General features: G+C 72.5%; 17 protein-coding genes, 1 tRNA gene and 1 pseudogene. 5 read left to right on the top strand and 14 right to left on the bottom strand.

What is annotated here, in order from left to right; genetic code table 11:
* A partial coding sequence (locus M3148_RS16430) for a hypothetical protein (protein WP_251305813.1) occupies positions 1–330 on the bottom strand: 330 nt, incomplete at its 3' end.
* Positions 327–941, bottom strand: coding sequence for a hypothetical protein (locus M3148_RS16425; RefSeq protein WP_251305812.1), 615 nt, complete (start codon positions 939–941; stop codon positions 327–329). The genes M3148_RS16430 and M3148_RS16425, both read right to left, overlap by 4 nt.
* A gap of 238 nt (positions 942–1,179) precedes the next feature.
* Between M3148_RS16425 and M3148_RS16420 the strand changes: the two genes are divergently transcribed.
* Positions 1,180–3,909: an NACHT domain-containing protein gene (locus M3148_RS16420; RefSeq protein WP_251305811.1), complete on the top strand. Its 2,730-nt coding sequence runs from the start codon at positions 1,180–1,182 to the stop codon at positions 3,907–3,909.
* A gap of 305 nt (positions 3,910–4,214) precedes the next feature.
* On the opposite strand, the gene M3148_RS16415 is transcribed toward M3148_RS16420, so the two are convergent.
* The 9 genes from M3148_RS16415 to M3148_RS16375 all read right to left on the bottom strand — a co-directional run bounded on the left by M3148_RS16415 (position 4,215) and on the right by M3148_RS16375 (position 14,247).
* Positions 4,215–4,287 (bottom strand) — tRNA-Thr (locus M3148_RS16415).
* Between the two features lie 57 nt (positions 4,288–4,344).
* Entirely contained in the window at positions 4,345–5,889 is a 1,545-nt protein-coding gene (locus M3148_RS16410; protein WP_251305810.1) for an alpha/beta hydrolase, read from the bottom strand.
* A gap of 10 nt (positions 5,890–5,899) precedes the next feature.
* Positions 5,900–7,093, bottom strand: coding sequence for a DNA polymerase III subunit delta' (locus tag M3148_RS16405; protein ID WP_251305809.1), 1,194 nt, complete (start codon positions 7,091–7,093; stop codon positions 5,900–5,902).
* Positions 7,090–7,719, bottom strand: coding sequence for a dTMP kinase (gene tmk, locus M3148_RS16400; RefSeq protein WP_251305808.1), 630 nt, complete (start codon positions 7,717–7,719; stop codon positions 7,090–7,092). The genes M3148_RS16405 and tmk overlap by 4 nt, the downstream gene beginning before the upstream one ends.
* Positions 7,720–7,738: 19 nt before the next feature.
* Positions 7,739–8,758, bottom strand: coding sequence for a Gfo/Idh/MocA family protein (locus M3148_RS16395; protein WP_251305807.1), 1,020 nt, complete (start codon positions 8,756–8,758; stop codon positions 7,739–7,741).
* Between the two features lie 9 nt (positions 8,759–8,767).
* Positions 8,768–9,082 (bottom strand): hypothetical protein, encoded by a 315-nt coding sequence (locus M3148_RS16390; RefSeq protein WP_251305806.1) that lies wholly within the window; start codon positions 9,080–9,082, stop codon positions 8,768–8,770.
* A gap of 3 nt (positions 9,083–9,085) precedes the next feature.
* Positions 9,086–11,809, bottom strand: coding sequence for a type I DNA topoisomerase (topA, locus tag M3148_RS16385; protein WP_251305805.1), 2,724 nt, complete (start codon positions 11,807–11,809; stop codon positions 9,086–9,088).
* A 72-nt stretch (positions 11,810–11,881) separates the two neighbouring features.
* Positions 11,882–12,595: a YqjF family protein gene (locus tag M3148_RS16380; protein ID WP_251305804.1), complete on the bottom strand. Its 714-nt coding sequence runs from the start codon at positions 12,593–12,595 to the stop codon at positions 11,882–11,884.
* 104 nt (positions 12,596–12,699) lie between these two features.
* A complete protein-coding gene (locus M3148_RS16375; RefSeq protein ID WP_251305803.1) occupies positions 12,700–14,247 on the bottom strand; it encodes a DUF7059 domain-containing protein in 1,548 nt (515 codons plus the stop codon).
* Positions 14,248–14,372: 125 nt separating this feature from the next.
* Here M3148_RS16375 and M3148_RS16370 point away from each other — a divergent pair, with 125 nt between their 5' ends.
* From M3148_RS16370 to M3148_RS16360, 3 genes are all read left to right on the top strand, one after another.
* Positions 14,373–16,400, top strand: a complete 2,028-nt coding sequence (locus M3148_RS16370) for a bifunctional metallophosphatase/5'-nucleotidase (RefSeq protein ID WP_251305802.1) — start codon at positions 14,373–14,375, stop codon at positions 16,398–16,400.
* 119 nt (positions 16,401–16,519) lie between these two features.
* Positions 16,520–17,416, top strand: coding sequence for a 3-methyladenine DNA glycosylase (locus M3148_RS16365; protein WP_251305801.1), 897 nt, complete (start codon positions 16,520–16,522; stop codon positions 17,414–17,416).
* A complete protein-coding gene (locus M3148_RS16360; RefSeq protein WP_251305800.1) occupies positions 17,413–17,853 on the top strand; it encodes a hypothetical protein in 441 nt (146 codons plus the stop codon). The genes M3148_RS16365 and M3148_RS16360 overlap by 4 nt, the downstream gene beginning before the upstream one ends.
* 28 nt (positions 17,854–17,881) lie before the next feature.
* Here the strand turns inward: M3148_RS16360 and M3148_RS16355 are convergent, their stop codons facing one another.
* Positions 17,882–20,191, bottom strand: a complete 2,310-nt coding sequence (locus M3148_RS16355; protein WP_251305799.1) for a sodium-translocating pyrophosphatase — start codon at positions 20,189–20,191, stop codon at positions 17,882–17,884.
* Between the two features lie 229 nt (positions 20,192–20,420).
* Between M3148_RS16355 and M3148_RS16350 the strand changes: the two genes are divergently transcribed.
* Positions 20,421–22,832 (top strand): DEAD/DEAH box helicase, encoded by a 2,412-nt coding sequence (locus M3148_RS16350; protein ID WP_251305798.1) that lies wholly within the window; start codon positions 20,421–20,423, stop codon positions 22,830–22,832.
* A 46-nt stretch (positions 22,833–22,878) separates the two neighbouring features.
* Here M3148_RS16350 and M3148_RS18060 read toward each other — a convergent pair.
* Positions 22,879–23,232 (bottom strand): annotated as a pseudogene (locus tag M3148_RS18060) (Rv3654c family TadE-like protein); the annotation flags it as partial.
* Positions 23,229–23,606 (bottom strand): TadE family type IV pilus minor pilin, encoded by a 378-nt coding sequence (locus M3148_RS16340; protein ID WP_251305797.1) that lies wholly within the window; start codon positions 23,604–23,606, stop codon positions 23,229–23,231. The pseudogene M3148_RS18060 and the gene M3148_RS16340, both read right to left, overlap by 4 nt.

The raw sequence follows: 23,606 nt of genomic DNA, 5'->3' as shown, positions 1-23,606 counted from the left end.
TCGACTGGCCCTTGTCGCCGAGACCAGCCCCGAGGAGGTGACCACCACCGAACCCATCGGCGCCATCAGCGCCTGATCCAACCCCCCGATCTCGAGGACCGATACACCACTCCCCAGGGCTTGACCGTCGATGGCATCGCCCGACGCCACGGCCCTCCGGTACTGAGCAGCGTGTTCACGCAAATGGCGGATCACGTTCGCCCGGTACTGCAGGGTCATCTCCTCCAGAGCGTGCGGAACGCCGCGGACGTCCACCCACACTTGGTCCTGAGCGAAGATGCCAATATGAAGCTCCCCCGGTCTGCCGATGAGATCTTCGGCGTCGGTCACGATGCGTCCTCTTCCGATGTCTGGGTGAGGGCCTGGTAGAGCAGGGAGCGCTCCACGTGCTTCCGTGCCCTGTCGGGATCGTGGGACGGAATCGCCCGCAGCGCGGCCTTGACATCTCGTGCCGTCCCAGCGTGGTGGGCCGCGACCAGCGCTCGGCCTAGCGCTTCTGTCGCGAGATCGTGGGCTGACTCGACGAGCCACTCCGCGAGTTCGCGCCGGTCAGTGGCACTCAGATCCGCGACTCGGACCACGTCGCCTTCTCGGGTGATGACCCATTCCTCGCCCTCGAGCGCCTCCCAGACGCCCGGGAGATCCGGATGCCTGTCGCAGTGCGCGGCGCAGCGGATGGCAAGCGCGTCTCCCACGGCCATGCGCGACCCCAGAGCGCCGCACCGTTCACATGTCGTGCTGAGCACCTCTCCGGCGAGTTCGAGGAGGTACATCTTCTCGATCCGTCGCGCGAAGCGCGGACGTGCGGAGAGGGGATCCCAGACCAAGGTGTCGGGCGGCTCAGCCAGTGCCATTCGCAAGCCGCGCAGCATCGGCCGCCAGCCTGGGAACGTAGCCTCAGCCTGTTGATCGAGCAGGTCGATCCCGTCCTCGATGGCCATGCTGCAAGGTAGACCCTGGGACCTCCGTTGAGCCATCTGGTGACGTATAGATAGGCCCGCTGACCTGCGACGACGCGCATCAGCGACGCCGTGACCGCATGCTCTCCAGTGCGTTATGAGCCTGATCGAGCGTCGGGAGGGCAGTATGTGACTCGTGCCCTACAGCCTTGAGAATCTAGGACCACACGAGTTTGAGCGCCTGGCGCAGGCCCTCATCCTTCGCTCCTATGGGCCCACGGTGAAGGTTCTCGGCACTGGGAAGGATGACGGCCGCGACGCCACCTACGACGGCCCTTCGGGACCGACGTCGCCGGAGCGCCCCGTCGGGCACGACCACTGGGACGGGTACCACGTTTTTCAGGCCAAGCACCACGAGAGGCCCCTGAACACCCAGGCAAGCAAGACCTGGCTACTCGCTCAGGTTCGGCGCGAACTCGCTAAGTGGAGCGACACGGTAACCCGGAACGGAAAGGTGGAACTGAAACGCAAAGGGCAGAGACCCGACTACTACGTCGTCATCACCAACGTCGCCCTCTCAGGCCAGATCGGTGGGGGGATCGACGAAGTGGAGCGACTCATCCGCGACCACGCCAAGGACCCGGCCAACCAATGGCCGATTAGAGACTGCGCCGTCTGGGATCGCTCCAAGGTGGAGCGGTTGCTCGACGCATACGCAGACGTCCGCATGACTTTCAACGGGCTTCTGACGGTGGGCGACGTCCTCGCCGCCCTGGCTGGCGGCACGATGACGGACCCAACTGTGGCGCTGGCCGACGCTGTCCCGCTGCTTGAGGAGCACGCACGCGCCGAGCTCCTCCACCGCGGCAAGCTCGCGCTTGGGGAGGCCGGCCACCTTGCGAACGACCGGATCGATCTCGCCGGTGTCGCGATCGACCTGCCGGCACACGGGGAGTCTGAGTCCGACCCGATCTCGCGCATCCGTGTGCTTCGGCACCTGATCACCAGGGGCAACCGCAACCAACGTCCATCGGTCACCGGTGGCGCATCCCCGCACGTGTTGCTCATGGGCGGGCCTGGACAGGGCAAGACAACTCTCGGCCGTATCCTCGTGCAGACCTATCGTTCCGCACTGCTGCAGGACCGACCGGCCCTGTCCGAGGATGTCCGCCGCGTCGTCGGAGCGAGCCTGACTCGAGCTACCGAGATAGGCCTGCCCTCCACAACTGTCAGGCGCTGGCCGTTCCGCGTGGACCTGTCTGAGTACGCGACCGCCGCAGGCCCCGATACGCCGCTCGTCGAGTACATCGCGATGAAGATTAACGCCGCCACCGGTGCCGCGTTCACCGCCAAGAACACCCGCGACTGGCTCGCGGCGTGGCCTTGGCTGCTAGTGCTCGACGGATACGACGAGGTCGCGGCCGCACACGCCCGTGATCTTGTTGCCCAGGCCGTCACCAATCTTCTCCAGACCGCTGCGACCCTCGACGCAGATCTCGTCCTGGTGGTCACGACGCGGCCACAGGGATACGCGAACGAACTGCCGCCATCCCTCCAGCAGATTCACCTCGCCAACCTCTCGGCAAAGGATGCGGTCGCCTACGCGACACGGCTGACCAACGTCCGCATGGGCACCGACCCATCCAAGGGTGAGGTTATCGAGCGCATCACCGCCGCCGTCGACAACGAGGTGACCAGCCGGCTGATGCGTACACCGCTGCAGGTCATGATTCTGTCGCTGCTTCTGGAGAAGCGCCGCAAACCCCCGCAGGACCGGGCAGCACTATTCGCCGCCTACTACGACGTGATCTACGATCGCGAGGTCGAGAAGAAGAACTTCCTGTCTGACGTGCTGGCTAGCCACCGCCTCGACATCGACGCGATCCACCGCACGGTCGCCCTGACCCTCCAGAAGCGCGCCGAGACAGACTTCGAGTCTGAGTCCCTCATGCCAGCCGAGGAACTGCACCAGGTGATCCGACAGCGACTGGTCGATCAGGAACACTTCGGTCCGGAACTGGACAGACTCGTCACGAACCTGACCCGCGCTGCACGGGACCGTCTCGTGCTCCTGGCAGCCAACGGCAAGAATCAGGTCGGTTTCGATCTCCGCAGCCTCCAGGAGTACATGGCTGCCCAGGCCCTTACGTTCGGTCCGGACCCCAACGCACTAACCAACCTCAACGCGATCGCCCACTCCGCACACTGGCGCAACACGTGGCTCCTCGCCGTCGGGACCCTCTACCGCGACCAGCCGCACCTCTTCGACGGCGTGCTGCAAGGCATGCGGGACATCGACGCCGACGACACACTGAGCGTCCTCGCCCCAACCGGGCCCCGCCTAGCAACAGCGATCCTCGAAGACGGCGTAGCGGCCAACAATCCCAAACACGTGCGTCTCCTCGTCGCTCACGCCCTCGAAGCACTGCACGGCGTCAACCTAGGAGCGTCACGACTCGGAGAAGTGCTCGCCGACCAGCCCGACCTCAACGCGGCGACCCGCACGCTGATCGTCCGAGCTCTCCAAAGCGCATCGACTGGACAACCCGAGAACCAACAAGCCGCCCGCCTGGTCCTCGCCGAACTCCGCGGCAAGAACCAAGTGGGGGAGCTCGCCGCTCAGGCGCGCCAACTGTGGTCGAGTTCCGGCGCTGCTCGTCTAGTGCCGCCTAGCAAGGCGGGTCGCCCTGTCACTCTCGCCGACGCGCTCCCAGACGCTACGCGGACGTGGCCGAAGAGCAGCCCAGCGCGGACCTTTCGCGACCACCTACGTCGAGTGAAGACCACGACCGACGAGAGCGGCGTATTCGCCATCCCGGAAGGGCTGTCCGTCCCGGCCAGTGCACTCGAGGTCGTTGCCAATCCTGATCAGTTGCTTGAGGTCGTCACGGCGATCGACGCCATCAACCCAACAAACTGGACCGCTCGCGCCACTATCACCGCCCTCCTCTGGCGAGCACGCGAACGTCGCCCCGTTGCCGATACTCTCGACTTCGCGCTACCGCAGTAGCGGCGCCGTGGCAGATCGCGCGCGAAGTCTTGCAAGCCTGGCCAACTACAGCCCCACGAAGCCGTCCAGGGTGCAATGGTGCGTCCATATCGAGACCCGCCATGGGCACCACCATGCTCCCGTCCGCTAGGAGTCCATCGGTGACACACCCAGGGACCGTCGAAGGTGCTATACACGTGACGGCCGCGCCCTATCCCTTGGCGACAGCCGCCAGGATCGTTTGGCCCTACCGATGGCCCTACCTGGCCCGAAACGGGGGTCGGCGCCATCTCCAGTTCTCATTGAGATAGCGCCGATTCTGTCGGAGCCGCCTGTGGGAATCGAACCCACGACCTTCTCATTACGAGTGAGACGCTCTGCCGACTGAGCTAAGGCGGCGCGGCCCACGCGGGGCAGCGCAGGCCACTGTACCGGGGCGAGCCCCGTGGACAAAAATCAGCAGACGAGGCCGTCCTCGGGGACGGTGCCCTCGAGAAGGAAGCCGTCGACGGCGCCGGTCACGCAGTCGCCGGCGCGGCCGTAGGCCGTGTGCCCCTCGCCCTCGTAGGTGACGAGCACGCCGGACTCCAGCTGCTCGGCAAGCTGCTCGGACCACGCGTACGGGGTGGCCGGGTCACCGGTCGTGCCGATGACGACGATGGGCTCGGCGCCGGCCGCGGTCACCGCCGCCGGTCCGACACGCGGCTCGTGCGGCCACGCGGCGCAGGTGACGTCACCGTAGGCGAGAGCCGGTCCGAAGGTCGGGGAGATCGTCTCCAGCGCCGCGGCCTGCTCGCGCCACTCCTCGATCCCGCCCTCGACGGGGTAGTCGATGCAGTTGATCGCGATGTTCGCCTCGTTGGAGTTCGTCAGGTAGGTCCCGTCCTCCTCGCGCTCGGCGGCGAGGTCGGCGAGGAAGAGCAGCTGTGAGCCGTCCTGCTGGTTCATCGCGGCGTCGAGGGCGGAGGTGAGCAGCATCCAGTACGCGTCGTCGTACAGCGGCATGATGATGCCGGAGAACATGAGCGGGGCGGTGAGCGTGCGGTCGGTGCCCGTCTCCAGCGGCGTGTGGGACGCCAGCTCGAGGAGGTCCTGGACCTGCCCCACGGCCGTGTCGACGTTCCCGCTGAGCGGGCAGCCGCCGCCGGCGAGGCAGTCCTCGGCGTACGCGCGGATCGCCCGCTCGAAGCCCTCGGCCTGGCCCCGGACGATCTCGTCGCTGCCCAGCGAGGGGTCCATCGCGCCGTCGAGGACCATCCGCCCGACGTTGTCGGGGAAGAGCTCGGCGTACACGGCGCCGAGGTGGGTGCCGTAGGAGTAGCCGAGGTAGTCGAGGCGGGGCTCCTCGAGCACGTGGCGCAGGACGTCCAGGTCGCGGGCCGCACTGATGGTGTCGACGTGGGCGAGCAGGTCCCCGCTGTTCTTCTCGCAGGCCGCGGCGAGCTCGTCGGCGGCCGCGGCGAACGCGGCCAGCCCGTCCTCGGTGCTCGTGTCGAAGTCCTCCGCGCGGATCTTGTCGAGCTCGGCGTCGCTCACGCAGTCCACCGGGGTGGAGGCGCCCACGCCGCGTGGGTCGAAACCGACGACGTCGTAGCCGTCGACGAGGTCGGCGGAGAACATGAGCGGGGCCGCCTCGACGAGCTGGACCCCGGAGCCGCCGGGGCCACCGGGGTTGATGAGCAGCGAGCCGACCGGCTCCTCGTCACCAGCGGCGCGACGCTTGACGGCGAGGGTGATCGACTCCGCGTCGGGCTCCTCCCAGTCGAGGGGCACGGTGACGTCGGTGCAGTCGAAGCCGTTGCCGCACTCCTCCCAGGAGAGGGACTGCCCGTAGATGTCCTCGAGCCCTGCGGGAACCTCGGGCATCGGCTCCTCGGTCCGGGGACCGCGGGACTCCTCGGCGGCGGCGCCGTCGGCGTCGTCGGGGTCCTCACTCGCACTGCAGGCGACGAGGGCGGTCACGGTGACGAGGGCGAGGCTCGCGCGCAGGATCCGGCTCACCGGCGCCACTCTACAAGCGGGCTGCGCCCGCCTGCGGACGGAGCTCGACCATCATCGCCTCGACCGCCAGGAGCGGGGCGACGTTCGCCGCGAGGCGGGTCCGGGCGGTGCCGACGGCATCCATCCGCTGCACCGTCTGCTCGGCGGTGGAGTCCCCGGCCAGGGCGCGGACCTCCGCCTCGAGGTCCATGTTGACGAGCGGCACGTCGGCACCGAGCTGGACGACGAGGACGTCGCGGTAGAGCGAGAGGAGGTCGACCATGGCGCGGTCCAGGACGTCGCGCTGGGCGCGGGTGGCCCGGCTCTTCTGGTTGTCCTCCAGGCGCTTGACCTGGGACCGCACGGCCGGCGGCAGCCGCGTCTCGCCCTCGGCGCCCAGTGTCCGCAGCAGCTCGGCGCGCTCGATGGCGTCGCGCTCCTCGGTGGCGGCCTTGCCCTCGGCCTGGGCGAGCTCGACGAGGTCCGCGGCGGCGAGGACGGCGTCCCCGACCCCGCGGATGCGGCTCGGCACGGTGAGGATGGCCCGGCGCCGCTCCCGGGCCTGCGGGTCGGTGGCCAGCCGCCGGGCCACACCGACGTGGCTCTGGGCGGCGCGGGCGGCCATGAGCGCGATCCGAGGGTCGATGCCGTCGCGGCGCACGAGCAGCTCGGCGACGTCCTCCGCGGCCGGGACGCGCAGGGAGACGGTGCGGCAGCGGGAGCGGATGGTGGCGATGAGGTCCTGGGGGCTCGGCGCGCACAGCAGCCACACCGTGCGCGGCGGCGGCTCCTCGATCGCCTTGAGCAGGACGTTGGAGGTGCGCTCGACCATCCGGTCGGCGTCCTCCATGAGCATGACGCGCCAGCGCCCCTGGGAGGGGGCCTGCTGGGCGTCGGAGACGATCGGGCGCATGTCCTCGATGCGGAAGCTCACCCGCTCGGTGGCGATCACCTGGATGTCGGCGTGCGTGCCGGCGAGGGTGGTCGTGCAGCCGTGGCAGTGGCCGCAGCCCACCTCGTGAGGGTCGGTGCAGGCGAGAGCGGCGGCGAAAGCGCGGGCCGCGACCGAGCGGCCCGAGCCGGGGGGACCGGTGACGAGCCAGGCGTGGGTCATGCTCGTCCCGCGCGAGTCGCCCCCGGCGGCGATCCCGCGGGCCGCCTCGGCGGCCGAGCGCAGCGTCTCGACCGCCTCCCGCTGCCCGACGACGTCGTCCCAGACGCTCATCGGTCGGCCCCCAGCAGGGGGCTCAGGCCGGCGACGACGGCGCGGTGGACGTCCTGCGGCGGCAGGGAGGCGTCGACGACGGCGTAGCGAGCCGGCTCGGCGCCGGCGAGCGCGAGGAACCCGGCACGCACCTCCTCGTGGAAGGCGTGCGGCTCCCGCTCGAGGCGGTCCGGCTCGCCCGAGCGACGGGCGGCGGCCGTGGCGGCGTCGAGGTCGAGGACCACGGTGAGGTCGGGCAGCAGCCCCCCGGTGGCCCACGTCGACAGCTCGCGGATCTCCTCGCGACCGAGCCGGCGCCCGGCGCCCTGGTAGGCGACGGAGGAGTCGATGTACCGGTCGGTGACGACGACGGCGCCGCGTGCCAGCGCGGGCCGCACGAGCGTGTGGACGTGGTGGGCGCGGTCGGCGGCGTAGAGGAGGGCCTCGGTGCGCGGGTCGAGCTCCTCGCCGTGCAGGACCTCGCGGCGCAGCGTGCGGCCCAGGTCCGTGCCACCGGGCTCCCGGGTGAGGACGACCTCGCGGTCGCGGCCCTCGAGCCACTCCCGCAGCAACCTGGCCTGGGTGGTCTTGCCCGAGCCGTCCCCGCCCTCGAGGGCGATGAACAGGGGCGTTGCGTGGGTCCTCACCGCCCCAGCCTAACGACGGCTACTCCCCGGGGTAGACGACGCCGAGCTGGCGGCGGACCTCGTCCATCGTCGCCATGACCGCGAGGGTCTCGTCCCAGCTCATCGTCGCCGACTGCCGGCGGCCCTCGGCGACGCAGCGCGCCACCTCGGCGGCCTCGTACTGGAAGCCGCCCTCGTGGCGCGGGCGGACGGTGACCTCCTCGTCGCCGCGGGTGACGGTGAAGCTCGTCGCGCCGTAGAAGGGGCCCTCGATCTCGATGACGCCGTCGGTCCCGCTGATGGTGGCCCGGCAGGGCGTGCGGGCCCAGAGGGTCGAGGAGCACACGGCCTGCGTCTTGCCGGCGTACTGCAGGAGCACGGTCTCCTGGCCGTCGACAGCGGTCTCGGTGAGCGCGCCAGCGGCCACGACGGTCTGCGGCGTGCCGAGGAGGTCATGGGCGAAGGACAGCGGGTACACGCCGAGGTCGAGGAGCGCCCCGCCGGCGAGCGCAGGGTTGAGCAGGCGGCCGGCAGGATCGCCGTCCAGGCGCTGCCCGTGGTCGGCGTGGAGGGCGACGACCTCCCCGATGGCGCCGCTGCGCACGAGCTCGCGGATAGCGACGACGTGCGGCAGGAAGCGCGTCCACATCGCCTCCATGACGAAGACACCGCGCTCCTCGGCGGCCGCGAAGACCTCGCGGGCCTCGGCGGCGTTGCGGGTGAAGGCCTTCTCGACGAGGACGTGCTTGCCCGCGGCGATCGCGAGCAGCGCGTGGTCGCGGTGCTCGCTGTGCGGCGTGGCGACGTAGACGGCGTCGACGTCACCGTCCGAGAGCAGCTCGCCGTAGCCGCCGTGGGACCGGTCGATGCCGTGCTCGGCGGCGAAGGCCGCGGCGCGGGCGCCGTCACGGGACCCGACGGCGACGACCCGGCCGCTGCTGTGCGCGGGCACCTGGCGGGCGAAGGTGCGGGCGATGCCGCCCGCGCCGAGGATGCCCCAGCGCAGCGGGGGTGCGTCGAGGGGGTCGGGGGCGGAGGTCAGCTCGAGCGTCGAGGTCATGTCACGAGATTAGCGGCGCCCGTCGCGGCCGATGTCGCCCATCGGGTCGTAGCCGTAGCCGGCGGCCGGGCTGTCGGGCCCGATGGTCGAGGTGCCGCCGGACGGGCCGTCGACGCGGCTGGCGCGCTCCCGCCCGCTCCGAGCAAGGACGAGGATGACGCCCGCCTGAGAGACCACGACCACGGCGAGCACGGCGATGAACACCCCGAAGGGCACGATCTCGAAGACCCACAGGAGCACGGCGACGGCCAGCACCAGGCCGGCCACCGTCGCTGTGATGGCGATGTGCTTCGGGTTGATGACCGGCTGTGAGGCGGGCGCCATGACTCAGGCCTTCTTCTTTGCCGGCGCCTTCTTGGCGGCGGGCTTGCGGGTGGGCGTCTTGCGCGTGGTCGTCTTCTTGGCCGGGGCCTTGGCGCGCTTCTCGGCGAGGAGCTCGTAGGCGCGCTCGGGCGTGACCGTCTCGACGTCGTCGTCCTTGCGGAGCGTCGCGTTGGTCGTGCCGTCGGTGACGTACGGGCCGAAGCGGCCGTCCTTGACGACGACGGGCTTGCCGCTGACCGGGTCCTCGCCGAGCTCGCGCAGCGGCGGTTTGGCGGTGGCCCCGCGGCCGCGCTTGGGCTGCTTGTACAGCTCCAGGGCCTCCTCGAGGGTGATCTCGAAGATCTGGTCCTCGCCCTCGGGCAGCGTGCGGGAGTCGGTGCCCTTCTTGAGGTAGGCGCCGTACCGGCCGTTCTGCGCGGTGATCTCCTCACCGGACTCCGGGTCGGTGCCCACGATGCGCGGCAGGGACAGCAGCCGCAGCGCGTCCTCGAGGTTCACCGTCTCCAGCTGCATCGTCTTGAACAGCGACGCCGTGCGCGGCTTGGGCGCGGCCTTCTTCCTCGCCGGCTTCTTCGCGCCCTCGGCGGCGGGGGCCTCCTCGGGCTCGGGGAGCACCTCGGTGACGTAGGGCCCGTAGCGACCGGTCCTGGCGATGATCGGGTGCCCGGTCCCGGGATCGGTCCCCAGCTCGCGGCCGTCCTCCGCGCTGGCGGCCAGCAGCTCGCGGGCCTTGTCGACGGTGAGCTCGTCGGGGGCGACGTCGTCGGGCACGGACGCGCGCTTGCCCTCCTCGTCGCTCGTCTCGAGGTAGGGGCCGTAGCGGCCCACGCGCAGCGTGATGCCCTCCCCGATGTCGATGCTGTTGACGGCGCGTGCGTCGATGTCGACGAGGTTCTCGACCTGGGTGCGCAGTCCCTCGCGATCCCCCTCGCCGCGGTAGAAACGCGCGAGCCACTCGACACGGTTCTCCTGGCCGGCGGCGATCTGGTCGAGGTCGGTCTCCATCGCGGCGGTGAAGTCGTAGTCGACGAGCCGCGGGAGGTACTCCTCGAGCAGCCGGACGACGGAGAACGCCAGCCAGGTGGGCACGAGAGCCTGGCCGCGGCGCTCGACGTAGCCGCGGTCGGTGATGACGGAGATCGTCGCCGCGTAGGTGGAGGGACGGCCGATGCCGCGCTCCTCCATCACCTTGACGAGGCTCGCCTCGGTGTAGCGCGGCGGAGGGGTTGTCTCGTGGCCCTCGGCGCGGACGGACTCGGTGCCGACCGGGTCCCCCTCGGCCAGCTGCGGCAGGCGGGTCTCCTTGTCCTGCGCGGCGGCCTCGGCGTAGCGCTCGGCGTCGCGGCCCTCCTCGTAGGCGGCGAGGAAGCCACGGAAGGTGATGACGGTGCCGGAGGCGCTGAGCTCGGCCTGGCGGGTGCCGTCGGCCAGGGCGGCGGCGGCGCGCAGCCGCACGGTGGCGGTGGAGCCGGCGGCGTCGGCCATCTGGGAGGCCACGGTCCGCTTCCAGATGAGCTCGTAGAGCTTGAACTGCGCACCGGTGAGCTGGCCGGCCACCTGGGCGGGGGTGCGGAAGGAGTCACCGGCGGGCCGGATGGCCTCGTGCGCCTCCTGGGCGCCCTTGGACTTCTGCGCGTAGAACCGGGGCTTGGCCGGCACGTACTCCGCGCCGTACAGCTCGGTGGCCTGGGCCCGGGCAGCGGCGATCGCCTGCTGCGACAGCGCCGAGGAGTCGGTTCGCATGTAGGTGATGAAGCCGTTCTCGTACAGGCCCTGCGCGGTGCGCATGGCCTCCCGGGCGCTCATCCGCAGCTTGCGGCTGGCCTCCTGCTGCAGCGTGGAGGTGGTGAAGGGCGCGGCGGGACGACGGGTGTAGGGCTTGGTCTCCATCGAGGCGACCCGCGCCGGCGCCTGCTCGAGCGCTTCGGCCAGCGCCGTGGCGGTGGCCTGCTCGAGGTGGACGACCTGGTTCTTGCGGGCCGCGGCGGTCAGCTGGCCGTCGTCACCGAAGTCACGGCCGGTGGCGACCTTCTGCCCGTCGAGCGCGACGAGACGCGCCTCGAAGGGGCGGGTGCCACCGCCGTCGTCGCCGGTGAAGGTGCCCTTGACGTCCCAGTAGGAGGCGGCGCGGAAAGCCATCCGCTCGCGCTCCCGCTCGACGACCATCCGGGTGGCCACGGACTGCACGCGCCCGGCGGAGATGCGCGGGCGGACCTTGCGCCACAGGAGCGGGGAGACCTCGTAGCCGACGAGGCGGTCGAGGATGCGTCGGGCCTCCTGCGCGTCGACGAGACGCTCGTCGAGCTCGCGGGTGTTCTCCAGCGCCCGGGTGATGGCCTCCTTGGTGATCTCGTGGAAGACCATCCGCTTGACCGGCACCTTGGGCTTGAGGACGTCGAGGAGGTGCCAGGCGATGGCCTCGCCCTCGCGGTCCTCATCGGTGGCGAGGTAGAGCTCGTCGGCCTCCTTGAGGGCGCGCTTGAGCTCGGTGACCTTCTTCTTCTTGTCGGCGTCGACGACGTAGTACGGCTCGAAGTCGCCCTCGACGTCGATGGCGAACTTGCCGAAGGGGCCCTTCTTCATCTCGGCGGGCAGCTCGGAGGGCTGAGGCAGGTCGCGGATGTGTCCGACGCTGGCCTCGACGTCGAACTCCGGCCCGAGATATCCGCCGATGGTGCGCGCCTTCGCGGGCGACTCGACGATCACGAGCTTGCGGGAACCTGTCACCGCCTACCTTCCTTCTGTCCACAGGGGGCGTGTCGGGGTGACGGTACCTGATGGGACTGGCGGGCGTCGGTGTCAGCTCGGTCTGGGCAGCCCCAGACGGGTGCGCACCCCGGGCGAGAAGTGGACGAGCGGAGCACCCGTCGGCGCGGGCAGACCGGCCGCGCCCAGCACGTCCCCGACGTCGACGACGACGGCGCGCGCCTCGTGCAGCGGCCAGTCCGGGTGGGCCACGGGAACCTGCCACAGCCGCCCGGCCCGCCGGCTGAAGGCCCACCACCGTGCGCTGAGGAACAGGGCGAGGTCGTCGGTGTCGACGGGCGCGCCGACCTCGATCTCGGCGCGCAGGCGGACAGGGCCACGCCAGGGCACGAGTCGGTCGCTGCGGTAGCGGACCGTGCCCGGCGCCTCGCCGTCGACGTCGCCACGGCACCACATGTACGGCAGCCCGAGGACGCGCGCCGCCGCGACGATCCACAGCCGCGCGGCGTCGAGGGAGAAGAACCAGACGCCGCTCGTCCCGTTGGCGTGACGCACGTAGGTGCGGCAGTTGAGCTCGGGGAAGGAGGAGAGGTGGGGCAGCGGTGGCAGGCCCGGCGTCCGGACGGCGTGCATCCGGAACGGGAGGACCCCCACCCAGGCCCGGCCGTCGACGGTCTCGACGGTCAGCCCCTGCGGCAGGAGCGCCTGCACGACCTCCGGCGGGTAGGACCAGTGGAGGAAGGTGAGGTCGCGCCAGCCCTGGAGGTTGACCGCCCGGAACGTGTGCGGGCCCGGCGCCTGGTCCATGCGGCGAACGTACTCCCTGCGAGAGGCGCTGCCGCGCCACCGCACGTGAGACCACCGAGCGCGCCCGATACGCCGCCCGCGCTCGGTGCTCTCGCCTGCGCTCGTCAGTAGGGCCCAGGGACGAGGAGGCCGTCGAGGACGAGCTCGCGGACGGCGGGCAGCACCTCGGCGGCGACGGCGTCGGCCGGCTGGTCGAGGACGACGGCGAGCCCCCCGACGATCTGCCCGAGCGTCAGCTCCCCGTCGCAGGCGCCGACGGCCCCGGCGACAAGCGTGCCGGGCCGGTACGTGCGGCCGAATCCGCCGCCCTGGCGCAGCAGCAGGACGCGCGGGTCCGGCTCCCCCGGGCGCAGGTGGCGCTCCTCGGTGACGTCCTCGGCCACCTGAAAGGTCTGCGCCGCGAGCGCGGCGTCGTCGGTCGCGGCGAGCCACTCCTGGGCGGCGAGCACGTGCGCGACGTGCCCGCCGAGCGGTCCCTGGACCGGCGACGTCAGCTCCTCGACGCGGCGCCAACGTGGACGCGACTCGTCGGCGGGCCGGCGCAGGACGAGGTAGCCGAAGCCCACGGCCTCCACGCCGCGGGCTGCGAAGTCGTCCAGCCACGCGGACAGTACGGCGTCGAAGAGCGCGCTACCGGGCCGCAGCCCGCCGTCGCGCAGCCAGGTGTGGGCGTACTCGGCCGGGTCCTGCACCTCGCGCTGGACCACCCAGCCGTCGGTGCCGGCGGCCTCCAGCCAGCCGCCCACCCGCTCCCGCCAGTCCTCCCCGGCGTGGTGCTCCCAGTTGCCCAGCAGCTGCGCCACCCCGCCCGGCGCCAGGTGGCCGCCGAGCCCGGAGACGAGGTCGGCGACGAGCGAGTCACCGGGCCGGGCGCCGTCGCGGTACTCCATGACGGGCAGGCCGGCGGCGTGCGCGGCCGGCGGGGTGATGACGAAGGGCGGGTTGGACACGACGAGGTCGAAGCGCTGCCCGCCGACCGGCTCGAGCAGCGAACCCTCGCGCAGCTCCAGGGGCGTCCCGGCGAGCGCGGCGTTGAAGGCGGCGAAGTCCAGGGCACGCCGAGAGACGTCCGTACCGAGGACGTGCTCGGCGTGCCGCGACGCGTGGAGCGCCTGGACGCCGCAGCCCGTGCCGAGGTCGAGCACGCGCGGCCGGTGGTCGCGCACGGTGATGCGGGCCAGGGTGAGGGAGGCGCCCCCGATCCCGAGGACGTGGTCGGCGTGGAGGCTGCGGCCCGTCGCGAGCTCGCCGAGGTCCGAGGCGAGCCACCACCGGGCCTCACCGGCCGCGTCGCTGGCCTCGTAGGGACGGAGGTCGACGGCGGCGCGCACCTCGTCGTCATCGCCCTCCCCCGCCGCGGTGACGAGGCCGACGGCGGTGGCCCCCGCCGTCGTCGTCCGCGGCAGCGCGGTGTCGAGCTCGGCCCGGGTGACCGGCTCGCCGAGGAGGAAGAGCCGGGTGAGGACGGCGGCGGCCTCGGTCACCCCGTCCGTGGCCCGGCGGGCGGCGACCGGCTCCTCGCGCTGCAGAGCCGCGGTGGCGACCGGCCCCAGCGCGTCCTCGACGGCGCCGCGGGTGTAGCCGGCGGCGAGGTCGGCGCGCAGCCCGTCGGCGAGCGCAGCGGGTAGGCGGGGCGGGAGGGGGCTCGGCATGGACCCGAGAGTACGGGGGTGTCCTGCGTCACAGCCGGGCGCTAGCCTCGTCAGCGTCTGCCGACGGCGTGCCGGACCGGCCCGTGCGGTGGCAGCACACGTCCACACCCACCCGGAAGGACCACATGCGCACACGCAGAGCAGTTCCCGCCGCGACGACGGCGGCGCTCCTCCTGGCAGCGGCGGCCGCGCCCGCCGTCGGCCAGCCCGTCGAGCCGGACCGGCTCGAGCTCACCCTCCTCGCCACCACGGACGTCCATGGTCACGTCTACGACTGGGACTACTTCCGCAACCAGCCCTTCCCCGAGGACGACTCGCTCGGACTCACCCGCGTGGCGACCGCCGTCGAGGAGATCCGGGCGGAGAAGGGGGAGGAGTCCGTCCTCCTCCTCGACAACGGCGACGCCATCCAGGGCACCCCGCTCACCTACTACTACGGCATGGGTGAGGGCCGCGACGAGGTCCTCGACGATGAGGTCACCCACCCGATGGCCACCGCCTTCAACCAGCTGGACTACGACGTCCAGGTGGTCGGCAACCACGAGTACAACTACGGGCTGGACCTCCTCGAGGCCTACGACGAGGACCTCGACGCCCCGCTGCTCGGGGCCAACGTCATCGACGTCGAGACGGGCGAGCCCTACCACCAGCCCTACGAGCTCCTGGAGCGCGAGATCGACGGCGAGACGGTGACCGTCGGCGTCATCGGCCTGGTGACCCCCGGCGTGCGGATCTGGGACAAGCAGCACGTCGAGGGCGTCCTGGAGTTCCAGGACATGGTGACCGCCGCCGAGCGGTGGGTCCCGGAGGTGGACGCGCTGGCCGACGTCGTCGTCGTCATCGCCCACACCGGCCTCGGCAACGTGGACAACGACGCCTACGACCGCGCCGCGCTCCACGAGGACGTCACGAACAACATCGCGCACTTCGTGCCCGGCATCGACGTCATCGTCGCCGGCCACACCCACCAGGACCGTCCCCAGGAGGTGCTGACGAACGTCGAGGGCGACCCCGTCCTCATGACGCAGCCGACCTACTGGGCGCGCTCGCTCACCGAGACGACGCTCGGCCTCGTGCCCGACGGCGAGGACGGCTGGGAGGTCGACTGGAGCGAGGACGACGCCCCCACGGCGGTAGCGCACCGCGGCACGGACTACGCCGAGGACGAGGAGCTGCGCGCGGCACTCGCCGACGAGCACGCGACGACCGTCGAGTACGTCAACACCCCGGTCGCGGAGTCGGTGACCGAGCTGCTCGCCGAGACGTCCCGCTACGAGGACACCCCGATCATCGACTTCATCAACCACGTCCAGCAGACAACCGTCGAGGCCGCGCTGAGCGAGGAGGAGAGCGCCGGACGGACGGTCATCTCCCAGGCCTCGCCCTTCTCCCGCACGGCCGTCTTCCCCGAGGGAGAGGTGACGATCGCCGACATCGCGGGGCTGTACATCTACGAGAACACGCTCTCGGCGGTGGTCCTCACCGGTGCCGAGCTGCGCGACTACCTCGAGTACTCGGCGCGGTACTTCAACCAGGTGGCGGAGGGGGCGGAGTTTGACCCCGAGACCGGCACGAACGCCGTCTACCCGGACCGTCCGGAGGGAGTGCCGGACTACAACTACGACGTGATCTCGGGGCTGGAGTACGTCATCGACATCTCCCAGCCGGTGGGCGAGCGGATCGCGACCCTCACCTACCCCGACGGCACGCCCGTGGGTGCGGACGACGAGTTCGTCATGGCGGTGAACAACTACCGCCAGAGCGGCGGCGGCGCCTTCCCCCACGTCGCGGAGGCCGAGGTCGTCTACGACGAGCGGCTGGAGATCCGCCAGCTGCTCATCGAGTGGGCCCAGGAGCGCGGGGTCATCGACCCGGCGGACTTCTTCGTCGAGAACTGGTGGCTCGTCACCGAGCCGCTCCCCGAGCCGGAGCCGACGACGCCCGGCGAGGAGCCGACCGAGGAGCCGAGCACCGCGGAGCCCTCGCCGACCACTGCACCGCCGAGCCCCGACGCGACGACACCGCCACCGGCCGCCGGACCCGGGCGCCTGCCGAGCACCGGCGCCCCCGTGGCAGCACTCGCCGGCCTGGCGCTGCTCACCGCGGCCGGCGGGGCGGGCCTGCTCGCCCGCCGCCGCCGGGCCGCCCTGTAGCGGCCCCGTCGCGGCCGGCCCGCCCCCGCCCTCCTTTCTCATCGCCGAGAGATGAGTTGTGACCGGAACAGCTCAGCTCTCAGCGGGGAGGAGGGCGGTGGGCTGCCTAGGCTGAGGGCATGAGCGTCACGGCAGTGGTGGAGGCTCGGGTGCTGGCTGCACCCGAGTGGCTCGCGCGCGAGTCGCGCCACCGGCAGCGCGCACTGGAGCTCACCCGGGCGCACCGGGAGCGCCGCTCGCGCGGCGAGAAGCACCCGGTCGAGGACTTCCTCTTCGACTACTACGCGCTCCGCGCCGGACGGCTCGACCGCTGGCACCCCGGCACCGGCGTGGTGCTCCTCGCCGACGACGACGAGCTGCTGGCCGCGCGGGCCGGGTGGCGCTGGCACGTGCGCACCCCCGACGGCGGGGTGCAGCTCGACGCGGAGGCGTTCGTCGCCGACCGTGGGCGGGCGCTGCGCCAGCTCCTCACCGTCCTGCGCGCCACCGCCGCGCGTCCCGCGCACCTGGGCTGCCTCGGCCTGCACGAGTGGGCGATGGTCTACCGGCAGCCGGAGGCCGAGCGGCGCCACGACCTCCCGCTGCGGCTGGGACCGGAGGGGACCGACGCGGTGGTCGAGGCACATCCCGTGCGCTGCACGCACTTCGACGCCTTCCGCTTCTTCACCCCCGCCGCGCGGCCGGTCAACCGACTGCAGCCCACCCGGGAGAACCAGCCCGAGCTCGAGCAGCCCGGCTGCCTCCACGCGAACATGGACCTCATGCGCGCGGCCCTCAGCCTCGGGCCGGCGTGCCCCGGTGAGCTGCTCCTGGACTGCGTCGAGCTGGCCCGCGACATCAGGGTGCTCGACATGCGGGCCTCCCCCTACGACGTCACGTCCCTGGGGCACCGACCGGTGGCCATCGAGACGGCCGAGGGCCGGGCGGAATACGTGGCGGCGCAGCGAGCCTTCGCGGAGCGCTCCGCTCCCCTGCGCGAGCGGCTCGTCGCCGTCGGGGAGGGGCTGGGACTGTGAGCGCCACCCGCACCGCCGTACTCGCCGTCGTCGTCCTCCTGCTCACCGCCTGCGGAGGTGAGCCCTCCCCCAGCGGGACGACCGAGGAGGCGCCGTCGTCCCACGAGCTGCCGGCGCCGACGACGCCCGCACCGAGCGGCTCCGCGGGCGAACGGACGCCGCAGGTCGACGCGGCCGTCGCGGACCTCGCCGCGCACCTCGGCGTCGAGCCGGCCGAGGTCACCGTGGTGAGCCAGGAGGACGTCACGTGGCCCGACGGCTCCCTCGGCTGCCCACGGCCGGGGATGAGCTACATCCAGGCCCAGGTGCCCGGCGCCCGCCTCGTCCTTGCGGCCGAGGGCCGGGAGTTCTCCTACCACGCGAGCCGCAGCGGCGACTTCGCCCGGTGCACGTCCCCGCGGCTGGGGACGACGACGCCGTCTCCCGCCGGGAGCTGAGCGCAGCGGCGGGAGGCGGCGTCGGGGGTCAGCGCTGGCTGGCCGCGGCGACCGCGGCGCGGGCCTCGTTCTCCTGGTCCACCTTCGCGGCCCGCAGGCGGGAGGCGATGACGGCGCCGAAGGCGACCGCGGCGGCCGCCGAGGCGATGCCGATGCGCAGCACGTGGTTGGCGTCGGCCGGCACGCTCAGCTGGACCACGGCGGGCGCGATGAGGAGCGCGACAAGGTTCATCACCTTGATGAGCGGGTTGATGGCCGGGCCGGCGGTGTCCTTGAACGGGTCACCGACGGTGTCCCCGATGACGACGGCGGCGTGCGCGTCGGAGCCCTTGCCGCCGTACTTCCCGTCCTCGATGATCTTCTTCGCGTTGTCCCACGCCCCACCGGCGTTGGCGAGGAACACCGCCATGAGCACCCCGGCGGCGATCGACCCGCCGAGGAAGCCGGCGAGCGGACCGACGCCGAGCCCGAAGCCCACCGCGACCGGGGCGAAGGCCGCGAGCAGCCCGGGGGTGGCGAGCTCGCGCAGGGAGTCGCGGGTGCAGATGTCCACGACGCGGCCGTACTCGGGGCGCACCTCGCCGGTCATGATGCCCGGGTTCTCCCGGAACTGGCGGCGCACCTCGAAGACGATGGCGCCGGCCGCCCGGGTGACGGCGTCGATCGCGAGGCCGGAGAAGAGGAAGACCGTGGCGGCGCCGAGGATGACGCCCACGAGGGTCACCGGCGAGATGATGTCGTAGGCGAGCATCGAGGTGATGACCCCGCCGGCGACCTCCTTGCCGGAGTCGAGGATGTCCTGCAGGGACGTGGCGACGGCATCGGCGTAGGAGCCGAAGAGCGCCGTGGCGGCCAGGACCGCGGTGGCGATCGCGATGCCCTTGGTGATGGCCTTGGTCGTGTTCCCGGCGGCGTCGAGGTCGGTGAGGATCTGGGCGCCCTCCGCGTCGACCTCTCCTGACATCTCGGCGATGCCCTGGGCGTTGTCCGACACGGGCCCGAAGGTGTCCATCGCGACGATGACGCCGACGGTGGTGAGCAGCCCGCAGCCGGCGAGCGCGACGAGGAAGAGCGAGAGCCACACCGAGCCGCCCGCGAGGAGGAAGACCCCGCAGATCGCGGCGGCGATGATGCCCGCGGTGTAGACGGCCGACTCGAAACCCACCCCGATGCCGGACAGCACGACGGTCGCCGCCCCGGTCTGGGAGGTGCTGGCCACGTGGAGGGTCGGCTTGGAGGTGGTGCCGGTGAAGTAGCCGGTGAGCCACAGGATGATGCCGGCCAGGACGACGCCGATCGCCACGGCGGCGGCGGCGATGAGCCGCGGGTCGCCGGAGTGGTCGGCGAGCTCGGCGCTCACCCCGGTGATGGCACCGAAGGTAGAGGGCAGGTAGAGGAAGGCGGCGAGCGCCGCGAGGAGCACCCCGGCGAGCGCGGAGATGTAGAAGCCGCGGTAGATCGTCGCGAGCGCGTCCTCGGTGCCCCGCACCCGGGTGATCGCTACGCCGAGGACGGCGACGACCGCACCGATGGCCGCGACGATGAGCGGGAAGATCATGCCCTGCTCCCCGAAGGCGGCCTTGCCGAGGATGAGGGAGGCCACGAGCATGACGGCGTAGGACTCGAAGAGGTCGGCGGCCATGCCGGCGCAGTCGCCGACGTTGTCACCGACGTTGTCGGCGATGGTGGCCGCGTTGCGCGGGTCGTCCTCGGGGATGCCCTGCTCGACCTTGCCGACGAGGTCGGCGCCGACGTCGGCGGCCTTGGTGAAGATGCCACCGCCCACGCGCATGAACATGGCGAGCAGGGCGGCGCCGAAGCCGAAGCCCTCGAGCACCGCCGGCGCGTCGCCCTGGAAGATGAGCACGACGCCGGCCGCGCCGAGCAGGCCGAGGCCGACGACGGACATGCCCACGACCCCGCCCGTGCGGAAGGCGATGCGGGCACCCTCCGCGCGACCGCCCGGGTGCTGGGCGGACGCGGCGACGCGCAGGTTGGCGCGGGTGGCCAGCCACATGCCGAGGTAGCCGATCGCGGCGGAGAACCCGGCGCCGAAGAGGAAGGCGACGGCGCGGCCCACCTTGATCCCGCCGTCACCAGGCAGCAGGAACAGCAGCGCGAAGACGACGACGACGAACAGCGCCAGCGTCCGGAACTGCCGGTTGAGGTAGGCGCGGGCGCCCTCCTGGATCGCCTGGGCGATCTCCCTCATCCGGACCGATCCCTCGTCGGCCGCGAGCACCTGCCCCCGCAGCACGACCGCGATGAGCAGCGCGACGACCGCGACACCCGCGATGACCCCGACTATGACCAGACTTGACGCACTCAGCTCGAGCATCCGCCCTCCTCGGCAGTGCCCACCGGCGCCCACAGCAGTGTCAGCGCTCGGCGGCGTTCGTGCGGCGCAACCGCCGCGCATTGACGTGCCGGAGTCTACGCACGTCGACGGCTCCTGCCGAGCACTTCGGGCGGCGACGGCGCGAGAATCCGGCTGTCGGACGACCCCGCTCGTCCCTCCGTCCAGTCCTCGTGCCGCCCCGCGGCGCCTGCGGGGCGATGATGGCGGGGTGACCGAGCTCCTCCCCCTCCTGCACCAGCTCGGCGAGGGCGACGACCGGCTCCTCCACGTCGAGCGGATCCCCGCCCGCCCGGGGCGCACGGGGGACTGGCCCGCGTGGGCGGACACCGACCTCGTCGCGGGCTACCGGCGGCTGGGCGTCGAGGCGCCCTGGGAGCACCAGGTCGAGGCGGCGGAGTCCGTGTGGTCGGGGCGGCACACCGTCATCGCGACGGCCACCGGCTCGGGGAAGTCGCTGGCGGCGTGGCTGCCGGCGATCAGCGCCGTGCGGGAGGGCGCCGAGGCGGCCGCCGGCCCGGGCTCCGGCCGCATCGCCGGCTACGCGCGCCGGCCCACCACGCTGTACCTCTCACCGACGAAGGCCCTTGCCGCCGACCAGCTCGCCGGTCTCGAGCGGCTCCTCGACGCGGCGTCGCTGCGCGGCGTACGGGCCACCACCTGCGACGGTGACACCCCGCTCGCCGAGCGGGACTGGGCCCGCGACCACGCCGACATCGTGCTGAGCAACCCGGACTTCCTCCACTTCTCCATGCTGCCCCGCCACCGGCGCTGGCAGCGGCTGCTGCGCGGGCTGCGCTTCGTCGTCGTCGACGAGTGCCACGCCTACCGCGGGGTCCTGGGCGCGCACGTGGCCCTCGTGCTGCGCCGGCTGCTGCGCGTGGCGGAGCACTACGGCGCCCACCCGACGGTGGTCCTCGCCTCCGCGACGACCGGTGACCCGGCCGCGACCGGTGCCCGCCTCATCGGTGTCGACCCCGCCGAGGTGCACGCGGTCGTCGAGGACACGGCGCCCAGCGGGACCCGCACGATCGTCCTGTGGCAGCCCGGCTTCACCAAGGAGGGCCGCCAGTGGCCCGCGGAGGGGGTTGTGCTGCCCGAGGAGCAGGCCGAGCTCGACGCCGCCGGCCCCCGCCGCAGTGCGTCGAGCGAGGCGTCCGCACTTGTCGCCCGCCTCGTGCGGGCCGGCGCGCGCACGCTCGCCTTCGTCCGCTCCCGTTACGGGGCCGAGGCGGTGGCCGAGCAGATCCAGCACCAGCTCGCCGGCACCGGGCTCTCCGGCCGCGTGGCCGCCTACCGCGGCGGGTACCTTCCCGAGGAGCGCCGCGCCCTGGAACGGGCCCTGCGGGAGGGCGACCTGCTCGCGCTCGCGACGACGAACGCCCTCGAGCTGGGGGTGGACGTCTCCGGGCTGGACGCCGTCGTCATGACCGGCTGGCCGGGCACGCGCGTGTCGATGTGGCAGCAGGCCGGCCGCTCCGGCCGCGCCGGGCGTGACGGCCTGGCGGTGCTGGTCGCCTCGGAGGACCCGCTGGACGCCTACCTGGTCCACCACCCCGAGGCGGTCTTCGGCCAGGCCGTGGAGGTGACGACCTTCGACCCCGCCAACCCCTACGTCCTCGCCCCGCACCTGTGCGCAGCGGCCGCGGAGGTCCCGCTCACCGAGGCTGATCTGCCGCGCTTCGGACTGCCCGACGACTCCCTCCTCCAGCTGCTCACCACGCAGGAGTTCCTGCGCCGCCGCCCGAACGGCTGGTTCTGGAACTTCTCCCGGCCCGAGCAGCCTTCCTCCCTCACCGACCTGCGCGGTGGTCACGGTCAGCCGGTGCAGGTCGTCGAGGCCGGCACGGGCCGGGTGCTCGGCACGGTCGACGGTGCGCGCGCCGACGGCACGGTCCACCCGGGCGCCGTCTACGTCCACCAGGGCCGCACCTTCGTCGTCGACCAGCTCGCCGACGACGTCGCCCTCGTCCACGCCGAGCCCGAGGTGTCCTACCGCACCAAGGCACGCAGCGCGACGACCGTGCGGATCATCGAGGAGCAGGAGCACGCCGAGTGGCCCCACCCCGGCGGCGCCACCGTGAGGTGGTCCCGCGGCGCGGTGGAGGTGACCTCCCAGGTGACCGGCTTCGACCGGCGCCGGCTGCCTGGGCTGGAGATCGTCGGCAGCTACCCGCTCGAGCTGCCCGAGCGCGTCCTGCGCACGAGCGCGGTGTGGTGGTCGGTGAGCGCGGAGGCGCTGGCGGAGGTCGGAGTGGGCGCCGACGTGCTGCCCGGCGCCCTTCACGCCGCCGAGCACGCGTCCATCGGGCTGTTGCCGATCGTCGCCACCTGCGACCGGTGGGACCTCGGTGGCCTGTCGACCGCCGTCCACCAGGACACGCTCGTGCCCACGGTTTTCGTCCACGACGCCTACCCCGGCGGCGCGGGCTTCGCCGAGCGCGGCTTCCGGGCCGCCCGGGAGTGGCTCACCGCCACCCTCGGCGCGGTGGCCGGCTGCGGCTGCGCCGACGGCTGCCCGAGCTGCGTGCAGTCGCCCAAGTGCGGCAACGGCAACTCCCCCCTCGACAAGGCGGCGGCGGTGCGCGTGCTGCGCTTCCTCGTCGCCGCCTGCCCCGCGTAGCCCGGGCGGCCGGCGGGCCGCCGCCTCGGCGCGCCGGGCCGGCACGCGCGCCCGCCCGCGCCACAAGCCCCGGGCCGACCTCACGCGCGACCTCGACCGTCACCTCCTCCCCCTGGACGGCGCAGCCGGTCAGCGCAGTCCCGTGCGCGGACGCGACCTGTGCCGCCACGGCGCAGGCACCGGCCGATGCGCCGGACGCGTGCAGGCGCTCAGCCGCGGCCAGGGCGGCGAGGTCGGCGGCGGCCTGAGCCGACCCGCGTCCCGCCACCACCTGCCCGAGCGTCGCGACCGCGACGAGGAGGACGAGCGCGACGGCGACCACCCCGAGCCCCAGGACGGTCCCCGAGCCGCGCTCCCCCGGTCTCGCGGGAGGCGGGACGCCCCGGCGGGTGGAGCTCACGGCCCCGGCTCCACCCAGGCCCGGGCGCTGGCCCGAGCCTCGAGCGTGCCGGCGCCCAGCACCCCGGAGGCCACCGGACGCGAGACGACGACCTCCACCCACGACCCGTCGATGTCGACGCTGACTGCGGCGTCCGCGCCGGCGAGCTCACGGGCGACGGACGTGACGACCGCCGCCGGCTCACCGATCGCCGCCGCACGGGCCGCGGCGCGTGCCGCGTCGGCGCAGCGCACCTGCCCGAGCACGGCCGCACCCAGGGTGCAGCACACGAGCAGGACCATGACGACGGCGGGCAGGACGAGCGCCAGCTCGGCCGTCACCGCGCCCCGCTCGTCCCCGGGACGCGCGCGGCGCCGTCCTGCCCCGCCGTCCAC

It is taken from the genome of Georgenia satyanarayanai, from assembly GCF_023715365.1.
Classification (GTDB): domain Bacteria; phylum Actinomycetota; class Actinomycetes; order Actinomycetales; family Actinomycetaceae; genus Oceanitalea; species Oceanitalea satyanarayanai_B.
Note: the sequence above shows the minus strand (reverse complement) of the source record. Positions and strands in the feature narration are given on the sequence as shown.

Bases quoted from the DNA above. Each gene is read 5' to 3' on its own strand.
- M3148_RS16355 (WP_251305799.1), bottom strand. From the start codon at position 20,191: ATGCTCGAGCTGAGTGCGTCAAGTCTGGTCATAGTCGGGGTCATCGCG.
- M3148_RS16375 (WP_251305803.1), bottom strand. From the start codon at position 14,247: ATGCCGAGCCCCCTCCCGCCCCGCCTACCCGCTGCGCTCGCCGACGGG.
- M3148_RS16390 (WP_251305806.1), bottom strand. From the start codon at position 9,082: ATGGCGCCCGCCTCACAGCCGGTCATCAACCCGAAGCACATCGCCATC.
- M3148_RS16405 (WP_251305809.1), bottom strand. From the start codon at position 7,093: ATGAGCGTCTGGGACGACGTCGTCGGGCAGCGGGAGGCGGTCGAGACG.
- M3148_RS16395 (WP_251305807.1), bottom strand. From the start codon at position 8,758: ATGACCTCGACGCTCGAGCTGACCTCCGCCCCCGACCCCCTCGACGCA.
- M3148_RS16370 (WP_251305802.1), top strand. From the start codon at position 14,373: ATGCGCACACGCAGAGCAGTTCCCGCCGCGACGACGGCGGCGCTCCTC.
- M3148_RS16365 (WP_251305801.1), top strand. From the start codon at position 16,520: ATGAGCGTCACGGCAGTGGTGGAGGCTCGGGTGCTGGCTGCACCCGAG.
- M3148_RS16380 (WP_251305804.1), bottom strand. From the start codon at position 12,595: ATGGACCAGGCGCCGGGCCCGCACACGTTCCGGGCGGTCAACCTCCAG.
- M3148_RS16425 (WP_251305812.1), bottom strand. From the start codon at position 941: ATGGCCATCGAGGACGGGATCGACCTGCTCGATCAACAGGCTGAGGCT.